A 24,610-nucleotide genomic window follows, 5' to 3' on the forward strand; every position below is an offset into this window, starting at 1 on the left:
TGATTCCTGCTGCTCATGCCGATTCGCCTTAACCACCCTCGTTGGCATCTTTGGGTTCTTTTTTTAGGCACGTTAGTTCTGTGTCTTTGGTTTGGGACGGCAGCAAACAGCCAATCTAGAGTAGATGCCTCGCAATGGGTACAACAGGGCGTGAGTCAGTATCGATCGGGCAGCTATCAAAAAGCGATCGAAGCGTGGCAAACTGCAAGCCAAGCGCTTCAAGGAGAACAAAATACCTCTGAGTTGGCGATCGTTCAAGAAAATCTTGCGCGTGCCTATCACCAACTTGGCGATATCTCTCAAACCCTCAAAAGCTGGGATCAAACGATTGCACTCTATCAACGACTCAAACAATCGGGTGAAGTTGGACGGATTCTAGTCGAGAAAGCACAGCTTTATAGTCAAATCGGACAACCAAAACAAGCGATCGCATTGGTCTGTCAATCAGATTCGAGTGGACTGTGTAAACCAGGAAGCGCATTACAACTTGCAAGAGCCAGTCAAAATCAAGCGGTCGAAGCGGCTGCATTGGGGAGTTTAGCAGAAGCTTATCGATTGACAGGAAACCATGAGGCTGCGATCGCAACGGCTGAATCTGGACTCAAGATAGCGCAAGCTTTGGGACTCAAGGACTATCAAGCGATCGCACTTTTGAGCTTGGGAAATAGTTATAGTAACTTAGCACAAATTAACTATCATCGTGCTGAGTCATCATCGCAACGAGACGATCAAATCGAAGCAAAACGCTATCAGCAAATCGGAAAGGAATCAGATCAGCAAGCAATTACCTATCTCAAAAGAAGCTTAGAAATTCTAAATTCTCAAAATCAGCCACTTGTCAGACAGCAAGTTTTACAAGGTCTGATCCCAATTTACTATCGCATAGGTGATCCAAAGTCAGCACAGTCTACACATCAGCAGGCGATAACGGTACTGCAACAGCTTCCAGAAAGCCGCGATCGCGTTTATGCCAGCATTACCTTAGCTCATTTACTTGAACCAGTCCAACCCACTGAGTCTTTTGTAAAACCTCGTTGTTTATCCAAAGCTTCGATTCTCGCTGAAGAACGGTTACTGAACCAAGCGCAGCAAGTTGCTAGTCGAATTCGCAATCCACGCGCAGAATCATTTGCTTTAGGAGAGTGGGGTCATTTAGCGGAGTGTCAAGGCGATTTCGCGACTGCAACTCGACTGACGCAGCAAGCACGGTGGGCAGCAGAACAGGAGAAAGATAGTCTTTACCTCTGGGAATGGCAAGCAGCACGATTGCTCACAGCACAAAATCAACGAAAAGCAGCGATCGCAATGTACGATCGCACGATTAAAACTCTAGAAAGTATTCGCGGCGATATTCTCACCAGCGATCGAGAACTCCAGCTAGATTTTCGAGATACTGTTGAACCGATTTACCGTGAGCGGATTGCATTAGGATTACAAGCAGACAAATCTAGTTCTAAAGCAACGGCATCTGAGTTAGGCGATGTGTTGAAAACAATGGATTCGCTCAAGTTAGCAGAATTACAGAACTATTTCGGTAATGATTGTGTGATTAAGATTGCTAATATTAGCGAAAAATCAGCGATCGATGCGTCAACTACAGCCGTTTTTAGTTCAATCATTCTAGAGGATCGGACTGCAATTATTCTCAGTCTACCCAACCAAGCACAACAGATTGCTTGGATTGATACGGACAATCGCACTCTAAGAGCAACGGTGAATGAGTTTCGACGGGGACTAGAGCGCTTTTATGATGACTATGATTCCAAGCCCGCTCAGCAGCTTTATGATTGGGTGATTCGTCCCTTTGCATCGTCGATCGCAAACTCCAAAGTAACCACATTAGTCTTTGTTCAAGATGGAATTTTACGCAGTGTTCCGATGGCAGCACTGCACGATGGTCAACAGTTTCTCATCCAAAAATATGCAGTAGTCACAACTCCAAGCCTGGCATTCACCGAAGCATCAGCGCCTTCTACGAGACCTCTACGCGCTTTGATTTTAGGGCTAACTCAAGGAGCAACGATCGCGGGACGAACTTTTCAACCGCTCCCCTACGTGACCCAGGAGATTCAAAATGTAGAGCGTCTGATTCCAGAAAGTAAACCGCTTTTAGATCAATCTTTTACTCGCGCTCGACTTCAGAAAGAACTCACTCAAGAAAGTTATCCGATTTTGCACATTGCGACTCACGGAGAATTTAGCAGCGATCCTGAAAATTCGTTTTTGATCACAGGCGATCGACAGAAGCTCACCCTCAATCAATTAGATGTCTTAATTCGCAGTACGGTTCGACAGAATGAACCCTTGGAACTGCTAACATTAACCGCTTGCCAAAGTGCCGCAGGAGATGAGCGGGCTGCACTGGGTTTAGCTGGAATCGCGATTCAAGCGGGTGCAAAAAGTGCATTAGCTTCGCTTTGGTTTATTAACGACGCAGCGACTGCTAAGCTATCGAGCCAGTTTTATCAGGGGTTACGGAGCCATTTGAGTAAGACTGAGGCTTTAAGAGCGGCTCAGCGATCGCTACTAGAATCTGATAGTCAATATTCTCATCCAGCATATTGGGCAGCATTTGTTCTAGTCGGCAATTGGAACTAACAGAATTGGAATAGATTGCGCGTTGTTTTCTGCAATTGAGTTGGCGAAATTGTGCAGCGAATTGCTCTAATTTGTGCGATCGCATTGACAGAAACAGTACGTGCTTCTGGGTAGCAATCTCTCTACTCTAGTAATTAAGCAATCCAACATATCAACCGATTGCTTCTAAAAATCAGTACCCTATCTATTGAGGAATTCATTCTATGTTGCACCACATTTCCATCGATGTTAAAAATCCCCGCCGTGTTGCTGAAGTGCTCGCCAAAGTGATGCGTGGACAAGTCTTTCCGTTTCCGGTACATGAGGGTAGCTATATTGTTGTCGCAGGTGATGAATATGGGACTGCAATCGAACTGCTACCTGCTGGGACAAGCCTTGTTCCAGGCTTAGAAGAAGTGGAATTTAAGACAACCCCGATCGCTCCCCGATTTGGCTCAGTTCACGCAGCACTCTCGGTTCCTACCAGCCTGCAAGAAATTGAAGCGATCGGAGTCCAAGAAGAATGGATCGTTAGACTCTGCGATCGAGGCCCATTCAAAGTAATTGAATTCTGGGTCGAGGATCAATTTGCCTTTGAGTTTCTCAGCCCTGAGATTGTATCGGAGTATTTGGAGTTTATGCAGCTTGGTAAGTGTGAAGCTTTCCTGAATCAAGAAGTACCCGCCGTTGCCTAAAAGGAAAGACTCATGAAATACAACCTCCTAGCTACAGCAATGATTTTAACCACCTCGATCGCAGCTCTTATCAGTCCGCCGAATGTTCTTGCCAATCCAAATTCGGGTCATTGTGAAAGTTCAAGTTCTTTAATTTTGAATCTAGGAGGTTCAAAATCGTTACCGACTCGGTTGCTATCTTTCTGTCTCAAACTCTCCAATCAGTCAGGAAGTCCCGCATTTGTAAAGCTCTCAGTTATTGCAAATTCAGAGTTGTAGCTGCTTCCCTTCCTGCGTGGGCATTGCATCTTATACCTGCTCGAATCTATCTCAAACTCATCATCACTCTAGGAGAACTCTCAATGTTCATGAAAAACACATCTAAAACTATCACTTCACTGCTCTCGATCGGGGTTGCCGCCACAGTAGCGCTCTGTGCATTTCCAAGCATTGCAAAAGCCGATATTCGAGTACAAATTCCGGCAAAACGCCATTGCACGCCCTATTCTGTCTCTTATGCCTACAACAAGCAAGAATCCTTTCCAGTGTATATGATGCGCTTGAAAGCTGGACAGCGCTTTGAGGTTCGCAATATGGATGAGTATGTTTCTTTAGTTACCTTGATTAATCCCCAAGGACAACAAGTTCAAGATTTTCTCATGTCAGCCGGAGAAGTTGGATCAGTCACAGTTCCTCAAACTGGAGACTATCGAATTCAACTTGCTAGCGATAAAGATTACTATGATTTACGCTTTTGTGCGTACTGATCAGCTCTCGCATTAGGTATTGTATCAATGCAATTCCCAGACGAGATCAAGAATTGCAAGATTGCAGAATATGCGAATGTGAGGCTATAAAATATCTACAGAAACCGATCGTCGATCCATCCTCTGGAGAAGCGATCGGTTTTTGACCACTTATGCTTTAAAGTTTAAACATGACTGATAAGCAAGCAGTATCCTAAGCTTAAGAACATTTGTCGTAATCGAGGTAAAAACGATACTGTATCGAACAGAGTAGAACCGCGAATCTGTTGGGCAGAATAACAATAAATCTTTGTAATCAAATATTTATGGAAAAAAAGGCACATTTTGTCATAGTAGTCGCGATCGCTTTGAGTAGTTCCAATAACATCGCAACAGCGCAAAATTCACCTTCTCCTGTTTCAATTCCACCCATAGTCCCTAATATTATCGAACAAACCATTTCAAAGCCTACAGAGCCCTTCCCGTCAACGCCACCAGCGCCGATTGATTCGCTGCCCCAACCTCTGCTTCAGATCCCCACTCTAAGTCAATCTAAAACTCCTGCAAATTCTGACCTTCGCTTCAAAGCACGAAAAATCGAAGTTGTAGGCAATACTATTCTTAAAGAAGAAATTGCAAACCTAATTCTTACTTATGAGAACCGAGAGATTACCTTTGATGACCTGATTGCATTGCGTTCTGCAATTACCCAACTGTATATCAAGAGTGGTTATGTAACATCAGGAGCATATCTTCCAAACAATCAAGTTTTGGATCAAGGAATTGTTAAAATTCAAGTGATTGAAGGTGTGCTAGAACGAATTGAGATCAGTGGACTTCGGCGATTGCACGATCACTATGTGAGAAAGCGCTTAGAACTCGCAGTGAGCGCCCCCTTAAATCAGCAGAAACTCGAACGTGCCTTACAACTTTTGCAACTGAATCCATTAATTGTCAGGGTCAATGCAGAGCTGAGTGCAGGCAGTGTTCCGGGTCGCAATGTTTTGCGCGTGCAACTTCTCGAAGCACCTGCACTCCACATCGGATTTGGGCTAGACAATCATCAATCCCCTAGTATCGGTTCGCTTCAAGGTTCAGTGCTTGTGAACCACGATAACCTATTGGGACTCGGCGATCGCTTCAATGCAGAATACGGACGCACTGAGGGTTTGAACTTATATGACCTGAGCTATTCTGTGCCGATTAGTGCTAATGATGCTACGATCGCGCTTCGCTATGGCAACAATAGCAGCAGAATTACCGATGAAATTTTTCGGGATTATGGGATTAGGAGCAAAACGCGCACCTTTGCGATCTCGTTTCGTCAACCGATCGTCCGCACTCCTCAAACCGAATTTGCACTAGGGCTTTCTCTCGATTTACGCCGCAGTCAGACCTTTCTGCTCGATGATATTCCGTTCTCGTTTTCAGAAGGTGCAGAGACTGGAGAATCGAAGGTGACGGTACTGAGGGTTTCTCAAGATTGGGTGAGCCGTGCGCCAAATCGAGTCTTGGCGGCTCGATCGCAGTTCAGTTTTGGAATTAATGCTTTGGGTGCAACAGTTAATGAGACAGGCACGGATGGGCAATTCTTTAGCTGGTTAGGTCAGTTTCAGTCGGTGCAACAGTTGTCGCCGCGAGTGTTGTTGCTCACGCGAACTGCTGCTCAAATTACACCAGGTTCGCTCCTATCTTTAGAAAGATTTAGTCTGGGTGGAGTTGGGACAGTCCGCGGCTATGGTCAGAATCAGCTTGTCACAGATAATGGCGTTTTAGGTTCGATTGAACTTCGCCTTCCTTTGACAAAAGACCCAAGTGTTTTGCAGATTGCCCCGTTTTTTGACATTGGTAAAGGTTGGAATCGCAAAGCAACAGATCTAGACTCTTTACTGATGGGAATTGGGGTGGGAGTGGAATGGAATCCTAGTTCTAGTGTGAATGTTCGGATCGATTATGGGATTCCGCTCAAATCAGTTTCTGGGCGTGGAAATTCTTTGCAGGAGAATGGATTGTATTTTTCAGTGCGGTATCAACCATTTTGAACTAGCAGTAGGTAGTGATATCTTCACCACAACTATCTGCAAGATAGCACAATGCTCGAAAACGTAAGCTCACTAGCTGTTCGTAGAATGGGTTAAGTTTGCAAAGCGGTGGGATGTAGAGTAAGGTTCGACCAAAACAGGAAATAGTGCGTTCAAAGGGACATTGAGCAGGAATGAGCCGGCAGAAAAAATGTGCCATGTTTGAACTTTGAATTTCGAGAGCATCGAGTTTGGATGCGATCGTGTCAAGAATTGGGGGTAACATGATTCGGTTCTCCTTTGGTATTGCTTGATTACTTTTACAGTAGAGCGAGCCTCCCAAGAACACACGGCCTGTTTCGACCAAGTTAATGACACAATGTTGTAGAGAATATTGCCCAATCAAGTCACTGACTTTGCCGAAAACGGTAATCAGACAACTGAAGCCGTTAACCTCTCTTGGGTTAACGGCTATGAGATGCTTGTATTGCTACTATCAATTAGAAATTCTTAGTCCAATATTCGGAAAAATCTGATCTGCGCTCACAGACTGACCTGAAATGATCGTACCCGGTGGAACTTCTGACGCGGTTGAAGGGTTGAGCGGATACTCTGAACCATCAAACTTCAAGACGTGGTAGCTTGGCTTTGCATCGCCACCTGAAACATACACGACTAAATCGCGTCAACCATTTGTTGTTGTATTACTAACTACGATCGGATTCCGAATCAAAGTGTGTCTCGACACTAATGCGTGTCCATTCCCAGCTGCTCTAAAGATCATCATCGAACATCCTCCAGTTCCACAGGCGCTCGGTAAATAGGCAATGGCTTCATAGCTACCGTCTTGATTCAGGTCAACCAGGTTATAGAGATAGCGCACATTAGCAGTATCGCTAGCTAGCTCTTTCGCGATCGCTGCTTCTAGTGCAGGTGCATTGACAGATTCTGCTCGTTCATAAGTGACAGCCCGAAAGCGGACATTTCCACATCTGGTAGCGTTTGAATCGGAGAATTCGGAGCGGAGGATTGATTTGAAAATACAACGAAATCGCCTCGTACCCAACCTATCGCTTGTGATTTTGGAAATCTCACAAAATACCAGCTATAACCGTCTGATCCCTTTGATTCCTGTAAGACTGCCACAGTATCACCATCTAATCCATAGTGTTTAATTGGCGCAGAGATTGAGGGGGACGATCGTACATTAATTTGGCTACCTCGTTCTCTAGCAACTAATCTAGCTGCACGATTCGCAGGTGTTTGAGCAGAGACAGGAACATAGATTGCGGGAAGAGAACTAAAGCCCAAACTGAAGCCGATCGTGATCAGTGACAATGATGCGAACAAACGACGAAATTTCATAACAGTGCGAATGGCTTGGAATAACTTTGTGTCTGTACTCTATTACTACAAATTTGGACAACTGACTCCTAGTAATCTTTCAGCGAAAGTGCTTGTACGATTCTGTCAATCTGTTTGCAGAAAACTACGGGCAATCTCGACTCAAGATTAGTTGACCATTCGACAGGCGATAAATTCTTTGGGGTTCAACAATGCGTTCACGGCTCTGTTTGTGTGGTTCTGACTGAAGGGCGTGAACTTCACCTGTTGAGAACGATGCAATCGCGGCATCTCCTGGGCGTGCTGCCAATCCGCCTGAACCTGTGATGATGAAGTTACCCGCCTGACGATTCCGAACAATACAACTATCAGCTAACAAGGTAGTTGGATCAATTAACGCTTGTGGTAGCTGTGTCAGATTGTCTTGCAGGAAACTAAAATCCGGGATTGTGACTGTACCACTAATTCCCAACGCAGAAGATGCAGAAATATCAACCCGATCGTTTCCTCGAAACTGGGTCAAATCTCCGGTGTAACGGGCTGAATTTGATCGATTGCTTGAGAAAAAATCAGCAATAAAAGCCGTTGAACGAATAGTAATATTGCCGCCGCGACCTTGGTTTGCATTCGCCAAAATATCACTATCCTCTAATGCTAAGAAAGTATTGGCGTTAATGCTAATGTCACCACCACCACTTGCACCTTGAGCAACATTTGTGTTAACGAGCGATCGATCTCGGAGTCGAACATCCCGTGCATTTAAGGCAATGCTTCCGCCGCCAGATTGAACCGAATCGGCTGAAATGATTCCGTTCTGAAGTTGCACCGAATTTGCCTGGACATCGATTGTGCCTGCATTACCCGAATTAGTCGCGCTGGTTTGCACTCGTCCACCATTCGCGATCGTCAAGTTGCCGACTTGCATGACAATTTTTCCACCTGGATCAGCATTGCGGGTTTCAGCACCAATACTGGCACGATCGCGGATTGTCAAATCTGGGGTTGTGACATACAGATCGCCTGCTCGTCCCTGAGTACTGACTTCAGCCGTGGTAGTCAACGCACTCGGAGATCCTTCTACATTGGTTCCTGATAGCTGAATAGAGTCCAAAGCATTGACTCGCACCGTTCCACCTTGTCCTTGTCCAGGAGGTAGACCGCCAAGTGAGCGGAAAATTGCTGATTGAATTTGTGAGCCTTCTGTTAGAGAGAGCGATCTCGTTTGAATTGTGACATCTCCGCCTTTACCAATTCCACCCGCCTGCACGGAGCTAGAGATTAAACTATCACCACTCAACTGAATCGAGTCTTTTGCTTGCACAGAGAGATTGCCTGCATCACCTCGTCCAAAAGTTCCGGTGACTAATCTAGCACTATCGGAAAGTGACAGCGATCGGGCTTGAAGTAATACATCGCCTGCTTTGCCGATTCCACCCGCCTGCACAGCACTCAAAACCAGACTTTCGCCACTGATTTGAATAGAATCCTTGGCTTGCACCGAGAGATGACCTGCATCTCCCTGCCCTAGTGTTCCAGTTGTTAATCGCGAGCGATTCAACAGCGAGACAGACTGTGCTTGAATTTGAGTATCGCCACCCCGACCGATCGCACCTAAACTCACATCGCTAAAAATACTACTGTTATCCATCCGAACTGCATCACTGGCTCGAATCTTAATGCTCCCCGCATTCCCAACACCAAAGGTCAGTGTTGAGATGGTAGAATCCCCACTTAGAGAAAGTGCAGCCGCATCGATTTGAATTGCGCCACTATTTCCAATTCCAACAAATCCAAACTGTGGGAAAGCGATGACACTAGAACTGATTTGGCTGCCATTCGTCAGAGACGTTGCATCGCGTGTGCGAATTGCAATACTTCCTGCGTCTCCGTGTCCAAACGTGCCTGTGTTAAATCGAGCATTATCCAATAGCAAAGAGCCAGCCTCTATACTAACATTACCTCCTTTTCCTCTTTCTCCAGAAAACGTGGCAGCGACAGTCGAATCTTTTGCCGAAATTGCGCCCGTCGCTTGCAGCAGAACATTTCCGGCTTCCCCTTGCCCAAATGAACTCGCTGAAATCAGAGCGCGATTGTTCAAGGTCAAAGTTTGCCCCACAATGTTCAAATTGCCACTCTTTCCCTGTCCATCACCTAACACGCCTGTGTTAAGAAAGGCATTGTCAACAAGAACTCGATCGCTCGCCTGAATACTTAGATCTCCCGCAGTTCCAATTCCAGTCACACTCGTTCCAACTAGAGCAGAATCTTGAATCTTAACTGATCTCGCTTGAATAACAACATTGCCACTATTTCCGGTGCTTCCAGTTCCTATTGTGTTCAAGACATTGGAATTCCGAGTCAGGAGTGTTCCAGTCGCAAAGCGAACAGTTCCAGAACCCGCGATCGTGGTTGTTCCAGTTGTATTGATGCGAATATCTCCTGCTTGTGCTGTGGGATCAGTTCCGCTATTGATACCCGCAAAAAGAACACTGCCATCAAGAACATCGAGATTACCAGCTTGAATTGAGATTGTTCCATCTTGCCCCGTTACATTTGCACCCGCAGCTTGAGTAAACGCAACATTGGATTGTGGACTGTCAGACGAGAAATTCAGACTCAAACGAGCATTATCTGTAGTGAGTCCGATCGCTCCTGAGCCTGCCAATCCTCCTAATTCAAGGCGACCACCGTTCGCACTGAGCAATCCTGCTTCTAAGCGTACATCTCCGCCAACTAGCAGCAAGCTTCTATTTGGATTAACTCCCAGGATGGCTAGATCCTCGGGCTTTGTAAAATCTAGATTGAGCGATCGTACAACGATCGGCTGTGCTGCAATCTGGTTGAATAAAAAGGCAGAAGGATTGACCGTTAAAAGACCTGGAGCAGTCGGATTAATGGCACTAAAGCTACCTTGGTCGCCGAATTGAATTCCTGGTGCTGTAGTTGCAGCAAAGGAGCCAGCTAAGTTCAGCCGCGCTCCTGCACCAAAAATAATTCCGTTGGGATTGATCAAAAACAGATTCGCGTTAGTAGGTGCAAAATTACCGTTAACGATTTGAATCGCGCCCAATGTACCAAAAATCTCAGAACGAGTATTACCTGTAACTCGGCTAAAGATATTCTGAATCTTTCCAGGATCAAGGAAGTAAACACCTTTCCCTGCTTCAACGTTAAACTGTCGGAAACTGTGGAATAAATTGCTGCCGCGAGTTGCACCACCGGTGATCAGATCTTCAGAGGGAAAGATAGGCAAGACTTGCGATCGCTCGTTGGGCGGCAGGGTTTGATCCGGAACAATCGATTGAGCAACAGCGATATTGAGAGAACTCATCCAGAAACAACTCAAACCAATCAAATGACTTGCGAGCTGACAAGATTTGCTTTGCAAGAGAAATCGAGTTACGGAAAGCACAGGTGGGAATTCTCCAAATGCCGCATCATTCCTTATTTAAGCTGAAACTTTGCTGGCTTCAGATTAAGCTTTGTGACCGATAGAGAGTGGCTTTTCATCTAACTCGATCTTGCCGTAGTCGAGCTTAACAATGTGGTCTGCGAGATGGAAATATCGATCGTCGTGAGTGATAACAATCACAGTCTTACCTTGCTGCTTCAGTTTGACCAAAATTTCTTTGTAGAACAGTTCTCGAAAGAGCGGTTCTTGATCCGATGCCCATTCATCAAACAGGTAAATCGGTCGGTCTTCAAGATAAGCGGTCAGAAGTGCTAACCGTTTGCGCTGCCCTTGAGAAAGGCGAGTTGTCGAGAGAATGCCGTTTTTGACTTGTACCTTATGATCGAGGCGTAACTGTTGCAAGTACATTTCAATTTCTTCATCAAGGTTAGGACGGTTAAATCCTAGACAGCTATCGAACAGATGAAAATCAGAGAAGATAGCCGAGAAATGTTGCCGATACCATTCGCGATTGTGATTTGTAATCCGAACTCCATTCAGATAGATCGCGCCGTCGTGGGGTGTATATAAACCTGCAATCAATTTTGCTAAGGTTGATTTACCGCTTCCATTACCACCGACAATATAAGTTACTTCTCCAGGTTTGAAAGATAGTGTGATAGCTCCCAAGAAAAACCCTCTTTCTTCAATCATTGGAGGAGGCGTGACTAGTCGGCTGCTGATTGGTCGGTCTCCTCTCGGATGATGCAACTGAGGCCCCTCTTCTTCGCGCTCTGGTTGATAAAGATAGGTGACTTGGTCGAGTTCAACTTGGCAGTGGGAGTTGACTTTGAAAGTAGGCATCGATTCATGTTCTAGCTGACTGGTAAGTGAGAGCCGCAGTCGCTCAATTTTTCGCAAAGCCACATTGCCGCGCATGATATCAGGAAGGCGATTTAACAAACTCTGCATCGGCATCGAAATAAATGTACTAGTTAGAACATAGGTTGAAAGCATCGGCAGGGGAACGTGCAGGAACAGCGGGAGAACAAACAGAACAAAACCCATTGTGAAGAATTGAGAGGATTGTCCTAATCCATTAGCAACCGCAAAGCTTTTCATTGCTTTGCTATTTTTCTGCCGCAGTTTAGAAGCACTACTTTGTACATTCTTTGAGATGAAATCTTCTCGTCTCGCTCGATGAAGTTTGAGTTCTTTGGTTCCGTGAGTAATCGTTTGAAAATGTTGAAGCAGATGATCTTCTTCGTCTCGTGCAACGGTGAACAGTGATCGAGCTTGATTCACTTTGGTCTGAACTCCCCAGATTGCGATCGCGCTAATTCCAACAGTTAAAGCAAAGATTGTACTTGATAGCCAGGCTAAATAAACCAAACAACCTGCGACTGTCGCGAGATCAATAAACAGATTAGGAATAACAGATACGGCATGAGATAGAACTCGAATATCATCGGTTAAAGTCATCAACAATCGACTCTCACCCAATTGTTCTAAATGCTGCAGTGGAGCAGAGAGAATATTGCGGCTGAGCTTTAATCGCAGTTCATAGATGGCTCCCTGTGCCAAGTGAATCAGCATGAATTGTGAGGTAACGCTTGTGAGTAAAGTAAAGATTGCTAATCCAGCAAAATAGAGAAGCGCATTTGGCACAGAAGATTCATGAATTGAACGATTAACAAGTGCAATCAACAATGAGTTACCGCAGCCACTAACAAACCCCACACTCGCAGCAATCACGATACTCCGCCACGAAATTTCTAACAGGAATCGAATGAATCTCATGCTTGTGTCCTCATAGAATGATTTGGTCTTGAATAGATTGCAATACTAGAGCGTGTTTAACACCCTTCGGCTTCTTCATGTCCGCCCTGAATATAGAGATGTAGTGAGAAGCCTTTGAAGTACGCCCTAAAGTTTTTGAAACAAGATGCCTTCAATTCCAACTCCAGGCGAAAATGAAAAAGCCAGTCCAGTCAGTAATCTTTCATCTGAAGATTCCTGTTTCGATAGCATTCTCTCTAGTACAAATAAGATTGAAGCACTCAGCATATTTCCGTATTCACTCAGAATCTCCCAGCTATAGGCAACCTGATCATCACTTAGACCGAGAGAACGCTGCGATCGCTCCACAATTCGAGTCCCACCTGGATGAATTGCCCACAAATCAATCTGCTCTTTGGTCAATCCATTTTGCTCCAGAAAGCTTTCAATCACTGGATTAACTCCCGCTTCAATGTAGTCCGGCAGTTGGCGGGATAGCTTACAAGTGATGCCATTGTCCTGCACACCGAGAGTAATTCCATCTTCTGTATCAGCAATCAACTGACTCAGATAATCTCGAATAACAATTCTTCCTTCTAACGCCTGCCCTTCTTCGCAAGCTCCCACAACCACTGCCGCACAACCATCCCCGAAAATACTATGAATAATCACATCATTGATGTCATCTTCAAAAACCGCATTGACTGAACTCAGCTCCAAGCAAATCACTAGAGATCGATGCGTAGGATGCGATCGCACATGATCGCTCGCTACTCTTAAGCCATTCATTGCTGCCGCACAGCCCATGAAATTCACCGTAACGCGGGAAATATCCCGTCTCAGCCCAAGCCGCTTAATCACTTTCGTATCAACGCCTGGAGCAACAAACCCTGTACTAGACACAAAGACAATCTGACGAATCGAATCTTTGAGCAGTTCTGGACAACCGAAAGTTGATTTTGCGGTAGCAGATTCTAGGGCTTGCTTGACAACTCTCTCAGCTAGAGGAATCGCATACGATTGATACATCTGCATTCGATCTTGAATCGAACTGCTTTGAGTAGTGGTCAGCGCATCCTCGGATAACAAATTGAGAGCCAGGTGACGGGTGTTGATACGCGTGTTTTGGTACAGCGTTTCGATGCGGCTTTGGTTTTTTACCAGATTCGGCATTTGGGCAACAGTCCGAGCAGCATCAACTTGAGAAATACAGTGTTCAGGTGTTCCAGTTGCAATGCTCTCGATCGTTGCAAGAATCGATTTAGAATTGCTGAAGTAAGGTTGAGCTTTAATGATCGCAGATTGCGAGAGGGATTGTTTGAGAGGAATCATTGTCGTCATGATGTATTGCTCCAATAGAGTGTGTGAAATTAGATAGAACCAATGCCAGCGAAACCTTTGAGAATGTAGTCGAACGAAGTCTTTAACGCTTGGGGGTGGAAATGCTCTGTCAGCAGTCCAAAGTTTTTCTCATCTGCCATGCGCGATCGCTCTAGCAAGTAGTGATTAACCAGAAGCGGTAAGCGATCGAGGAAGAAATTTTTAGGAGCTAACCAGGGCACACCAAACTTTGCAGCTTCTTCTCGAACAATGTCTTCACTGAGAATGTTGGCGAACCCACTGCGTTGATAAGGTAAGACGTGATGAACTCGGTGAGGACTCAGACCTGCTGATAAGAAGCAATCAATATATTTGTTGCCAATCATCGTCAAGTCGTAGGAATTGTTGATTTGGAATACTGCCCAATCTTGTTGCTCAATCTGTTCCGTGTTGGCTGAATCTTCGACTTCAAAATCGTGACTTGCCACAATCATGAACGTACTAATCCAAGTTGTGAGAACAAACTGTACGAACCAAGCAACGAAATCTCCACGAAGGGCAAAGAGAACTAGCTCACCGAGTAGCAACACTCGCATAAAGATCATACCGATGTAGTGCGGTAGTCCGCGTTGCCAAGTGCCATAGAAGTTGTGTACCCCAAATCGAACGGCATAGTATGAAATCTCGACTGTCCGAACCAACATCCCTGTTAATACATGAGCAAGCTTGTGGACGGTATGGAATGGAACTCGGTAATAACGAGGTAGTTCCATCATTGCCGTGAATACATTGGTTTTGACATCAACTTTGCTTTGGGTGTAGGGATGATGCATCAAAGAATGACCATCAATCACAACAAAGGACATCGGAACATAGTTAATGTCAAACACATGAGCGAAGAACTTATTGAATCGAACTTGTGGGCGGTGATTGTAGTAATGTCCTGCACCTGAAAGAGAGATTCTGAGCATCACCATCAATGGCGCAAAGAGATAAATCGGCATGAATTGTGCCACTGTGAGTCGAAGTGCTTGTACCAAGATGTAGAGAAGAACTAGAGTAATGGTCACTGCATCAAAGAGGAAATCCATGCGATCGACCTTTGCTTGCATTTCTTTCGTATTCAATCGAGTTCTAATGCGATCGAGGAGTTGCTCTTTGGTCTCGAAATCAAACTGAGGAGTGTCTCTGCGACCATCAAAGGTATCATGGAAGAGAAAAGGCGGTGCATTGTATTTTGGGTGCAAGTCTTCGGGCGTTGTTTTTCGTCCCAAAGCGTATTTCTGAAGCATCTTCTTCACCTTTGCAGGGTTGCGGTGAAAGATATTAACAACAGTGGTAATGTCTCGATTCTTCATGCGCCCAATGAAGAATTCGCCGCCAGGATGCTTCTTCATGAAATCTGTGAGGTCGTAAGCTTCGCCGTTGTACACCCAGACATTGGGCATATTGTTACTGGTGTATTCAGGAGAAGCCATTGCTTTAGGAGGGCGTTTGGGAAGTTCATGCTCTTCACCTTGAAAAGCATTTTTCTCGGTCTGGAGTTGTCGTTCAGGCGTTTGTGTTTCGCTGCTCATGGGGTCTCATTGCTCCTTGTAATTTCTGTGAGTGGTTCTGCTGTTTCAGACTGGGCAAATGTATTGCGCTTTGAGTTTTTCTAATCGCTGATTTGTGCTTTCAATGTTTTGTTTGAGTTCTGTTTGTCGATCGATGTGAATTCTGCTGCCTGCCTGCTCTAACATGCTTTGCAGTGTTGCATCTAGCTGGACTTGGATTTGCGTAATATCGTTGTAGATTTTCCGATGGCTTGAAGAGGGAGCTGTCATAGTGTTTGAGGGGATTGAGAGAGGATTGAAGGAACGAAAAGATGCAGCCGTGTCAATCATTCAATTCGTAGCAAAGCACTTGAGAAAGTCACATACTCTAGAACAGAACTCAGTTCGTTTTCTCTGTGCTTAATGATTAGAATAAGTCGGCTACTACGGCTCAACCAAGTACAGTTCCTTCCATTCCGATCGCTGCATCCAGTCATAAATTGTGTAGAAAACTCCGCGATCGGTTGCCAAGTAAAATTTACGGTTGTGTCGCAAAAATGGTAAGGTGTGGAAGCTCAATTTTCTCTAGCTTTGCCCTAAATGACGACCGACTCACTGTTCAAATGGCATCACTTTCTGCCTGAAATTATCTTGCTGAACGTGCGCTGGTATTGCCGCTATTCTTTGAGCTACCGGAATTTAGAGGAAATGATGGCAGAAAGGGGCGTTGCAGTCGATCATTCCACCGTTATCGCTGGGTTTTGAAATTCGCTCCCGAACTCGACAAGCGCATTCGACCCTTTCTGAATCCAACGAACGACTCATGGCGGGTGGACGAAACTTACATCGAAATTCGAGGTGAGTGGAAATATCTATATCGAGCAGTGGATTCGGAGGGCAATACAGTGGGCTTCATGTTGAGTGCAAAGCGAGATGGGAAGGCGGCAGCCCGCTTTTTTCGCAAAGTATTAGGAGCCAAGCACACTCAAATTCCACGAGTCATCACGGTCGATAAAAATGCTGCTTATCCAGTTGCGATGGATGAATTGAAGCAAGAGAAAACGTTGAAAGCTGAAACCCAATGGTATTGTCAACTTAACTCAATTCAACCTTGCTTATTGAGAAAGTGGGTGATTTTCAAAGGCGGAAAGGCTGTCTTTTTCGTAACTCCAAGTGCACCCATTCTCAACAATCAGCGCGAAATCTAGTTAAGTTGACAATGCTAATGAAAGCGTACCCAATCTCTTTTGAGGCAAGGGCAAGATGCGTTTCGGCAACCAGTGCCGTTGGGGCATGAATGAGAGAGGTAGAGGGAAATGCCATACTTATGAGTATGCAGGATACTTTTAGGTGAACAGCCAGAGGTAGCAATTTACTCAGGGCTTCAACCCTAAGATGACCTTAGCAGGGCTACTAAAGAGTTGTGGCACAGAAACTCTGGCAATGCTTCTCGTAGCGAAGACAGGCACTAATTAGCGACAATTCTCCCTGTTCAGACTCAAAGCTAAACTCTAGTAGAGACAAGCTGCACACGTTTGATGACATCAATTCGCCACCACGACTAAATAAAAAGTCACTGTACAAAATTGCTACATAAAATTGAGCAACGCTTGAATGTTCAAGGATCACTATGCTTATTTTTGAACATACATGGTTAAGTTGATACTGCCTTTAAAAGATGACCCTTCGACTCTAAATTAAAGGCAATCGCACGGCAAAGGTACTTCCTTTGCCCAAATCACTGTCTACTTGAATACTGCCGTGATGAGACTCTGAGATTGCTTTTGCAATTGCCAACCCTAATCCAGCTCCTCCAGTTTGACGAGAGCGATCAGAACTCACTCGATAGAAGCGATCGAAAATACGGGACTGATCTTCTCGGGCGATGCCAATGCCAGTGTCTTTTACCTGAATGAGAGCATGAGTGTCCTCTCGCCCTACAATTACTGTTACTACTCCACCGGCAGGCGTGTAGTGCAAGGCATTGACGATGAGGTTAGAGAATAAGCGACTCAATTGATTTTCATCACCCATAACATACAACGGCTCTTTAACTCGGTACTGCGTTGTTAACTGGATGGGAGCTGCAATCTTTAATATGGATAAGCTTTCCACTAAATCGTGAATTAGGTCATTGATGCAACAGGGCTGACGTTTTTCTACCAGCGTTTTTTGATCCATCCGCGAGAGCAGTAAAAGATCCTGTACCAGGTGTGCTAGTCGATTGTTTTGACGATCCACGACACTGAATGCTCCCTGCATTTCCTCCAGCGGGAGATCCACTACACCTTGGACAGACTCAACAGTAGCGCGGATGGCGGCAATGGGAGTGCGCAGTTCGTGAGCCGCATCAGCGGTAAATTGTTGCATCTGTTGATACGACTGGTAGACAGGGCGAATGGCAAGTCCTGCTAACCACCATCCTGCCCCCGCAACAAGCAGCATGGCAAGCGGTAGCCCAACAGCAAGCAGTAGCCGCAGCATGGTGAGATGATCGTCATATTCTTTCAGCGATCGCCCAATCTGCATGTAGCCCCAAGCAGAACCGGTGGCAGTTTTTAGCAGTAGCGTGGTCTGGCGATAGCGGGTTCCACTCCGGTTGTGCAGCGTAGTCCAACCCTCTTTGGTGACTAGAGGTGGTAAGCTGGCAGGCTGCTTGTCCAAATTCGCTAAAAGTTGCCCAGATTGGGTAAAGAAGCGCACGTAATAGTTGTCTTCTTGAACAATGCCAAGAATATGTCGCTTTTGAGCATCATTTGAGCAATCCGTTCCCATAAGACATAGCCCTGGGAGGGCTTGTCTAATCGCAGGCTCAAGCCGGTTAGGTTGCTTTAACTTCGGTTCTAAAGAGTCGTGCAGTGTTCCTGAAATGGACTCTAGTTCCTGCTCGACGGCCTGCCAATGAGCGGCTGATAACGACTGGTAAGTAATTAGTCCGCTGACGCTTAAAATTAATCCCATGACCCCAGCGTAACAGCCTGCAAGCTGAATACGAGTGCGGTTAAATAGCTTATTTTGACGCATGAGGTACGTTGAATCGATAGCCGATTCCATGAATCGTTTCAATGAGACCGTCACACCCGGCTTCTGCAAGCTTACGCCGTAGCAACCGAATTTGGGCAGCTACCGCGTTGCTGGTTGGTTCTGCACCCACTTCCCAGAGTTGATTCATGATTTGATGGCTTGTCACCACTTGACTGGGATGTCTCATAAAGTATTCCAGTGTCTGAAATTCCTTTGCAGTCAAAGAAATAGGAATTTGGTACCCATCGAGAGTTTGCCAGCAAACGGTGTGGGCACCGTAGTCGAGAATGAGACTGCCGACTTGGAGTTGTTTGGGATGGAGTTCGGGTGATCGTCGTTGCAGCGCCCGCAGTCGCGCCAACAGTTCAGCCATGCCAAAGGGCTTAACTAGGTAATCATCGGCTCCGGCATCGAGTCCGGCTACTTTATCTTCCATGCGATCTCTGGCAGTCAGAAGCAGAATGGGGAGTGGATTGTTTTGACAGCGGAGTCGCTTGCACAACTCTACCCCAGATAGTCCAGGTAGCATCCAATCCAGAATGGCTAAGGTATAGTGAACATCGGAGTTGTCGAGATATGCCCAAGCTGTGCTGCCATCTTGCACCCAGTCCACCACATACTTTTCCCGACTCAGCACACGATGAATCGCGGTGCCTAAATCAGGTTCATCTTCCACTAGTAACACGCGCATGAGATCGCTTGATAGATAACTCTACCTATGTAATATGGCTGTGAATCAGAGGGGTGATCAAAACACCTTAAGCAAAATCAAATACCAATCAGTATTAGTGCTTGAAGCTGAAGCGCCCATTCACTTTTTCTCCGCTAATGTCTGAGAGAATAACAGCCTTGTATTCTCCTGGCGTAGCGCTGGGTAAGATTGCTGTATAGTGCTTATCGCTTGCGTCGTACTTCATATCTAGTGATTTCTGACTGCCATCAGGCAATTGAACTTGAGCTGTTACCTTTGCATTGGGAATTGGTTCATGATTGTCGCCTTTCTGTAAGAAAAAGTCGATGTGAGTCTGCGCTGCCTCTTTTTTCGATACAAGTTCCAGATGATAGGGTCCTGATTCAATCACCTGTCCGCCTTGCCCACCGTGATTCCCACCAGATGTAGATTTAGCGGGACTGCCAGCAGGGGGAGAAGGTTGAGTTTCCGCAGAAGGAGCAGGGCTACTGGTTGAATTAGTTGCTTGGTTGCCGCTGCTACAAGCGCCCAAGAATAGCAGCCCGATCGCTGAAATCGCTGTCACATTCATTTTCAATTGCATGATGTTTCTCCTCGTTAATAAACAAAACTGTTGGCTTTAGACCGTTAAGCCTTTCCTTGAGGGTGCTCCATCTCTAGTTGAGAGACTTTGCCGTTCTCAACAATTAATCGTTTCGGAAATAGGTACTTGCCGAACCTGGCATAGAGCGCAGGTAATATCAGCAGCGTCAGAGCTGTAGAGGTAAAGAGTCCACCCAGAACAACGATCGATAAGGGTTGCAAAAGCTCTTTTCCGGGTCCGCCAGCGATGACTAGGGGCGCTAACCCTAATGCAGAAGTAAACGCTGTCATAAGGATAGCGTTGAGCCGTTCCATCGACCCTTGAATCAGGAGATCTTTCAACGGCATTCCGGCAACAAACTTGGTGTTGTAGTTGTCTACCAGCAGCAACCCATTTCGGGTTGCAACGCCAAACAGCGTGACAAATCCCACCAGCGAGGCGATCGACAAGATGCCTCCTGTAAGTGCCACTGCAATCACACCCCCCACGAGGGCTAGAGGTAGGTTAATCATGATCATGGCGGTGGATGCAACCGATTTCACCGAGAGATACATGATGATGGTGATGATGACAAAGGCGATCGCGCTGAAAAGCAAAATATTTTGGGATGCCCGCTCTTCGGCTTCAAATTGCCCAGCATACTGGATGTAATATCCGGGCGGAGTTTGAACTTGCTGCTTGACCTTTGCCTGAATATCGCTCACTACCGATCGCAAATCTCTACCCTGCGCATTGGCAGCCACCACAATCAAGCGAGAAACATTTTCACGGTTAATTGTGTTTGGACCTGTACCGTCCTGAACGGTTGCCACCTGTGCCAACGGAATTTTTTTGCCGCTGGGCGTATCAATCACTAAATTACCGATGGTATCCACCCCTTGACGCGCTTCAGGCTTTAACCACACCACTAGGTCAAAGGTTTGCTGCTGCTCTAGAACTTGCGAAACCACCCGTCCATTTAATGCCGTCTCAATCGTTTCTGAAAGTTGCCCAATCGTTAATCCATACCGGGCAGCAGCAACACGATCAAACTGAACCTGAATCTGTTCCACTGGAATCTGGGGCTCTAGTTGGAGATCGACCACGCCTTCAACCGATTGCATGGCATCATTAACTTGCTGTCCTAGGATGCGAAGTTGTTCCAGTTCAGGACCGAAGATTTTAACGGCAATAGCGCTTCTGACTCCTGAGAGCACTTCGTCCATGCGGTGAGAAATGAAGCCGCCTACGTTCGGTGCTGCTCCTGGCACTTTACTAAACTCCTTGCGCAACAACTCCATGCTAGCTTTACGGTCTTTCATCCCTGTCTCGCTCAACTCCACATCCAGGTGAGTCAGATTCACCCCGGCGGCATCGGCATCTCCCGCCGCTCGTCCAGAACGCACTTGAATGCTTTGAAAGCTGGGATTATCTTTCAGCTTATGTTCCAGCACCGATGCGGCGCTATTTGTGGCTTCCAACGATGAGCCAGGATACAGCAGTAGCGTATTGACCAGCGATTGCTCCTGAAATTCCGGTAAAAAGATTCGTCCAAACGACGGAACAACGATCGCCGCCGCTACTAAACTTGCGCCTGCGATACCCAAAATAATGGTCGAGCGGCGCATTGAAAACCTGAGCAGTGGTAGATAAAGTCTTTTGAAGAATCGAGCGACCCAAGGTTCTCGCTCAGGCAGACGACCGTAGGGCAGTAAAATCGCACACAAAGCAGGGGTAACGGTCAAGGCAACGACGCTAGATGCGAGCACTGCCGCCAAGTAGCCCAGCCCCATTGGGATAAAAATGCTGCCTTCTACACCCGTGAGCGCAAAGATGGGCGAGAAGACGACGATCGTAATGATAGTGGCTCCAAATACAGAATCTCGAACTTCTTGACAACCCTCAAACACTACCTCTAAAACGGGGCGAGGATTGGGAGAATATTTATTTTCTCGCAGGCAGCGATAGACATTTTCGGCATCTACGATCGCATCATCCACAGCAGATCCGATGGCAACTGCCAAGCCGCCTAGGGTCATGGTATTTAGCCCTTGTCCTAGCCAGTTGAGTGCCAGCACACCGATTAATAAAGACAGAGGTAGAGCCGCCAAGCATACTGCTAAGTTGCGCCAATTCACCAAGAATGGAATCAAGATTAAGGCAACGATAATGCTGCCTTCAACTAATGCTTCCCGCACATTCTCGATCGAGGCATCAATGTAGGTTTCTTGGCGAAACGTCGTGGCAACCTGAATATCTTCTGGCAATCCTGCTTTTACCTCAGCCATTGCGGCTTCAACGGCACGAGTGACGGTGGGTGTGTCGGCTTGCGGCTGCTTATTGACGATCGCAACGACTGCTTTCTGAGCGTTAACGCTGGCATCCCCACGCTTCACGGCTGCGCCAATTTTGACCTCGGCAACGTCTGTAATCCTAACGGGTGTTCCATTGCGAGCCGTAATGACCGATTGCTTCAACGCTTCAATATCCTCGATTCGCCCGATGCCCCGGATCAGTTTTTCGCGATCAGGCGTAATTAAATAACCACCTGGCGCATTCACATTTGCCGCTGCCACTGCTTCTGATACTTGTTGCAACGACACATTGAAGGCTTGTAGCTTTTCGGGCGCAACGAGAACTTGATATTGCCGCACATCGCCACCAAACACGATAACTTGCGTGACTCCCGGCACTGCCAGCAGGCGATTGGTGGCTTGCCAATCGACAATGCGCCGCACTTCCATTAAGTCGGTTGTTTTAGAGGTAAAGGCGTAAGTGACAATTGTGCCAATGGGCGAACTGCTGGGAGCAATTTGTGGAGTCTCAATCCCTTCTGGAAGTTTACTTTGAGCAGACTGTAACCGTTCGGTCACTAGCTGCCGGGCTTGATAGATATCGGTGCCCCAGTTAAAAACCACTCGCACTACTGAAATACTGGCTGCACTCGAAGACCGCACTGCACTCACCCCTGGTGTGCCATTAATTGCGCTTTCAATGGGGAGTGTCACCAAAGACTCCACTTCTTCAGGTGCAAGGCCTGGCGCTTCGGTTTGAATTTCAACCTGCGGTGGTGCAAAGGTAGGAAATACATCCAGCGGCATCTGAATGATAGTGCGGAAGATCCAAATAGTGATGACGATCGCCCCTAGAATCACGAGCCATCGGCGAGCGATCGCCCATTGAATGATAGAACTTAGCATGACGGTTTACCTAGCGCGGTTGGTGAGGATGATGATCACCCTCTGACTTCAAAGCAGGCGTTGGCGGGTGGGCGTCATAATCAGTCAGGCTCAAGCCATCGAGAGACTCATGGCTTGTGTGCCCATTTGGGAATGGAACGAATGCTTTGCGACGGCGATGATTCGCCCATAGCATTCCAGCCCCAAAAGTACCCGCCATAACTGCTCCTCCAATAGGAATTCCAACCCATAAAGGAATCGAAGGCTGTGGGTTGGAGGCTGATGCAGAATTTGCCTTCCCGTGATCATCGGCTGGCTTGCTGCCGCCTCGTAGCGATTGAGCATACAACTGATTAGCGCGTTGGGTAACAATGCGATCGCCATCAAACAACCCGGACTTGACCTCGACCAATTCACCTGTGTCTCTACCTAATGTGACTTCTGTCGGTTGAAACGCGGTGCCATTTTGCACAAATACAATTGTCTTTTTATCGTTTGTGGTGACCAGTGCTGATTTTGGAACTGCTAACAAGGCAGCGGGAGCCCGATCAGTTAACACTTCCAATTCAGCAAACATCCCTGGTTTGAGCACCCCATTCGGATTGTCTAGTTGCGCTTTTACAGGCACGATGCGGGTTTCATCTTCGACGACTGATCCAACCACACTGATGCGTCCTTGAAACGTACGCTCGGGCAAGCTGGCAACTTTTATCTGGACTTGCTGCCCAGTCTGAATACGATCGAGGTCTTTCTCATAGATGTTGGCGCTCACCTGGACACTGCTGCCGTTAATAATCGTCATCACCTTCTTGCCTGCGTCCTCGCCCGATTCGCCCGTAGTAGTTTCACGATCGGCAACGGTGCCTGAAATCGGAGCCGTTATGGTGATTGTGCCGTCCTGGTTTGCACTTGCACCCAGTTGCCTCAGGCGAGCCTGATAGGTTTCTTCACTCAGTTGCACTCGTGATTGAGCGACTTGTACAGCCGATTCAGCTCGTCGTAGTTGTGCCGATGCCTCTGAAACCTCTAAGCGGCTTTCAGCTTTGGTGAGAGCCGCTTTTGCTTCTGCCAGTTTGGTTTCCGATTCTAGAAAGCTGCGTCGGGGGAGGGCACCACTGCTAGCCAGTTCCCGGTCTTTGTCGAATCGCTCCTGAGCAAAGTTCAGTTGGGTTCGGGTTTGAGCGACGTCTGTTGCTGCGATTTTTTGTTGTTGAGCGAAGTTTTGCTGTGCCAGTTGCAAATCAGCTTGTGCTTGCTGGGTAGAGCCGATCGCCTCTGATCGGCGGTCTAAGGCAACCGTACGCAGTTCTGCCAATTCTGGGCTAGTCATGATGGCCACGGCCTGACCCGCGCTCACCTTATCTCCCGGTTGAACAAGTAGCTGCGTCACCGTTCCTCTGACTGGAGTGGTCACTTCAACCTGTTGGTTGGGGAGAGATTCAATTTGTCCGGTGGTTTTAATGCCAAAGGCCAAGCGTTGACGCGATACAGATTCGACTTTTAAGCCCAATTGTTTCATCGTTTCCGCATCGACTTCAATGGCATCTGCCGATTGAGCTGAATGGCTTCCTCCCTGAAATTCGTTGCCGTGCCCAGGATGAGCAAAAACGCGAATTGGAGTTGCTAGGAGCAACACCATTAGCAGGGAGACTGTCGCCTGGGCAGTTGATCGTTGAGGGAGATAAGTCATTTTGGTAGCTTCCTTCGCACAGCACTCAATTACCAGCGTTTCACAGAGTAATGAAATCAACGTGAAATCTTGCAGTC

At 46.7% G+C, this 24,610-nt stretch carries 17 protein-coding genes and 1 pseudogene; 5 read left to right on the forward strand and 13 right to left on the reverse strand.

Annotated elements, in window-relative coordinates:
• Positions 1–15 precede the first annotated feature (15 nt).
• The 4 genes from NC981_RS23620 to NC981_RS23635 all read left to right on the forward strand — a co-directional run bounded on the left by NC981_RS23620 (position 16) and on the right by NC981_RS23635 (position 6,039).
• A complete protein-coding gene (locus NC981_RS23620) occupies positions 16–2,598 on the forward strand; it encodes a CHAT domain-containing protein (protein WP_348245275.1) in 2,583 nt (860 codons plus the stop codon).
• Positions 2,599–2,801: 203 nt separating this feature from the next.
• Positions 2,802–3,272 carry a hypothetical protein gene (locus tag NC981_RS23625; RefSeq protein WP_348245277.1) on the forward strand — a complete coding sequence of 157 codons (471 nt, stop codon included), beginning with the start codon at positions 2,802–2,804 and terminating at the stop codon, positions 3,270–3,272.
• Between the two features lie 347 nt (positions 3,273–3,619).
• Positions 3,620–4,018, forward strand: a complete 399-nt coding sequence (locus NC981_RS23630; RefSeq protein ID WP_348245279.1) for a hypothetical protein — start codon at positions 3,620–3,622, stop codon at positions 4,016–4,018.
• 305 nt (positions 4,019–4,323) lie between these two features.
• Positions 4,324–6,039 (forward strand): ShlB/FhaC/HecB family hemolysin secretion/activation protein, encoded by a 1,716-nt coding sequence (locus NC981_RS23635; protein ID WP_348245281.1) that lies wholly within the window; start codon positions 4,324–4,326, stop codon positions 6,037–6,039.
• A gap of 1 nt (position 6,040) precedes the next feature.
• Here the strand turns inward: NC981_RS23635 and NC981_RS23640 are convergent, their stop codons facing one another.
• From NC981_RS23640 to NC981_RS23675, 8 genes are all read right to left on the reverse strand, one after another.
• Complete coding sequence (locus NC981_RS23640; RefSeq protein WP_348245283.1) at positions 6,041–6,304, reverse strand: Mo-dependent nitrogenase C-terminal domain-containing protein; 264 nt, start codon at positions 6,302–6,304, stop codon at positions 6,041–6,043.
• A gap of 210 nt (positions 6,305–6,514) precedes the next feature.
• Complete coding sequence (locus NC981_RS23645) at positions 6,515–6,691, reverse strand: hypothetical protein (RefSeq protein ID WP_348245285.1); 177 nt, start codon at positions 6,689–6,691, stop codon at positions 6,515–6,517.
• 251 nt (positions 6,692–6,942) lie between these two features.
• Positions 6,943–7,383 carry an SH3 domain-containing protein gene (locus NC981_RS23650; RefSeq protein WP_348245287.1) on the reverse strand — a complete coding sequence of 147 codons (441 nt, stop codon included), beginning with the start codon at positions 7,381–7,383 and terminating at the stop codon, positions 6,943–6,945.
• Between the two features lie 124 nt (positions 7,384–7,507).
• The gene (locus NC981_RS23655; protein WP_348245289.1) at positions 7,508–10,693 is read right to left on the reverse strand and encodes a filamentous hemagglutinin N-terminal domain-containing protein; all 3,186 of its coding nucleotides are present in this window, start codon (positions 10,691–10,693) and stop codon (positions 7,508–7,510) included.
• Positions 10,694–10,837: 144 nt separating this feature from the next.
• Entirely contained in the window at positions 10,838–12,553 is a 1,716-nt protein-coding gene (locus NC981_RS23660; RefSeq protein ID WP_348245291.1) for a cyclic peptide export ABC transporter, read from the reverse strand.
• 126 nt (positions 12,554–12,679) lie between these two features.
• A complete protein-coding gene (locus tag NC981_RS23665) occupies positions 12,680–13,873 on the reverse strand; it encodes a 3-oxoacyl-[acyl-carrier-protein] synthase III C-terminal domain-containing protein (protein ID WP_348245293.1) in 1,194 nt (397 codons plus the stop codon).
• A gap of 29 nt (positions 13,874–13,902) precedes the next feature.
• Positions 13,903–15,429 carry a cytochrome b5-like heme/steroid binding domain-containing protein gene (locus tag NC981_RS23670; protein ID WP_348245294.1) on the reverse strand — a complete coding sequence of 509 codons (1,527 nt, stop codon included), beginning with the start codon at positions 15,427–15,429 and terminating at the stop codon, positions 13,903–13,905.
• Positions 15,430–15,474: 45 nt separating this feature from the next.
• Entirely contained in the window at positions 15,475–15,678 is a 204-nt protein-coding gene (locus tag NC981_RS23675; RefSeq protein ID WP_348245295.1) for a hypothetical protein, read from the reverse strand.
• A gap of 309 nt (positions 15,679–15,987) precedes the next feature.
• Here NC981_RS23675 and NC981_RS23680 point away from each other — a divergent pair.
• A pseudogene (locus NC981_RS23680) lies at positions 15,988–16,493 on the forward strand (IS6 family transposase); the annotation flags it as partial.
• Positions 16,494–17,079: 586 nt separating this feature from the next.
• On the opposite strand, the gene rppB reads toward NC981_RS23680, so the two are convergent.
• The 5 genes from rppB to NC981_RS23705 form a co-directional block, all read right to left on the reverse strand.
• On the reverse strand, positions 17,080–18,411 hold the full coding sequence (gene rppB, locus NC981_RS23685) for a two-component system sensor histidine kinase RppB (RefSeq protein WP_348245296.1): 1,332 nt from the start codon (positions 18,409–18,411) through the stop codon (positions 17,080–17,082).
• On the reverse strand, positions 18,398–19,102 hold the full coding sequence (rppA, locus tag NC981_RS23690) for a two-component system response regulator RppA (RefSeq protein ID WP_348245297.1): 705 nt from the start codon (positions 19,100–19,102) through the stop codon (positions 18,398–18,400). Before rppA ends, rppB begins: the two co-directional genes overlap by 14 nt.
• 94 nt (positions 19,103–19,196) lie before the next feature.
• Positions 19,197–19,685: a hypothetical protein gene (locus NC981_RS23695; RefSeq protein WP_348245298.1), complete on the reverse strand. Its 489-nt coding sequence runs from the start codon at positions 19,683–19,685 to the stop codon at positions 19,197–19,199.
• 44 nt (positions 19,686–19,729) lie between these two features.
• Positions 19,730–22,864: an efflux RND transporter permease subunit gene (locus NC981_RS23700; protein WP_348245299.1), complete on the reverse strand. Its 3,135-nt coding sequence runs from the start codon at positions 22,862–22,864 to the stop codon at positions 19,730–19,732.
• Positions 22,865–22,874: 10 nt separating this feature from the next.
• The gene (locus NC981_RS23705; RefSeq protein WP_348245300.1) at positions 22,875–24,533 is read right to left on the reverse strand and encodes an efflux RND transporter periplasmic adaptor subunit; all 1,659 of its coding nucleotides are present in this window, start codon (positions 24,531–24,533) and stop codon (positions 22,875–22,877) included.
• Positions 24,534–24,610 lie beyond the last annotated feature (77 nt).

Origin of the sequence: Leptolyngbya sp. DQ-M1, assembly GCF_039962505.1 — a bacterium.
Lineage (GTDB): Bacteria > Cyanobacteriota > Cyanobacteriia > Leptolyngbyales > Leptolyngbyaceae > Leptolyngbya.

Coding starts and splice junctions, on each gene's coding strand:
- NC981_RS23625 (WP_348245277.1), top strand. CDS start 2,802: ATGTTGCACCACATTTCCATCGATGTTAAAAATCCCCGCCGTGTTGCT.
- NC981_RS23635 (WP_348245281.1), top strand. CDS start 4,324: ATGGAAAAAAAGGCACATTTTGTCATAGTAGTCGCGATCGCTTTGAGT.
- NC981_RS23665 (WP_348245293.1), bottom strand. CDS start 13,873: ATGACGACAATGATTCCTCTCAAACAATCCCTCTCGCAATCTGCGATC.
- NC981_RS23640 (WP_348245283.1), bottom strand. CDS start 6,304: ATGTTACCCCCAATTCTTGACACGATCGCATCCAAACTCGATGCTCTC.
- NC981_RS23655 (WP_348245289.1), bottom strand. CDS start 10,693: ATGAGTTCTCTCAATATCGCTGTTGCTCAATCGATTGTTCCGGATCAA.
- NC981_RS23670 (WP_348245294.1), bottom strand. CDS start 15,429: ATGAGCAGCGAAACACAAACGCCTGAACGACAACTCCAGACCGAGAAA.
- rppB (WP_348245296.1), bottom strand. CDS start 18,411: ATGCGTCAAAATAAGCTATTTAACCGCACTCGTATTCAGCTTGCAGGC.
- NC981_RS23650 (WP_348245287.1), bottom strand. CDS start 7,383: ATGAAATTTCGTCGTTTGTTCGCATCATTGTCACTGATCACGATCGGC.
- NC981_RS23700 (WP_348245299.1), bottom strand. CDS start 22,864: ATGCTAAGTTCTATCATTCAATGGGCGATCGCTCGCCGATGGCTCGTG.
- rppA (WP_348245297.1), bottom strand. CDS start 19,102: ATGCGCGTGTTACTAGTGGAAGATGAACCTGATTTAGGCACCGCGATT.
- NC981_RS23695 (WP_348245298.1), bottom strand. CDS start 19,685: ATGCAATTGAAAATGAATGTGACAGCGATTTCAGCGATCGGGCTGCTA.
- NC981_RS23630 (WP_348245279.1), top strand. CDS start 3,620: ATGAAAAACACATCTAAAACTATCACTTCACTGCTCTCGATCGGGGTT.
- NC981_RS23705 (WP_348245300.1), bottom strand. CDS start 24,533: ATGACTTATCTCCCTCAACGATCAACTGCCCAGGCGACAGTCTCCCTG.
- NC981_RS23660 (WP_348245291.1), bottom strand. CDS start 12,553: ATGAGATTCATTCGATTCCTGTTAGAAATTTCGTGGCGGAGTATCGTG.
- NC981_RS23620 (WP_348245275.1), top strand. CDS start 16: ATGCCGATTCGCCTTAACCACCCTCGTTGGCATCTTTGGGTTCTTTTT.
- NC981_RS23675 (WP_348245295.1), bottom strand. CDS start 15,678: ATGACAGCTCCCTCTTCAAGCCATCGGAAAATCTACAACGATATTACG.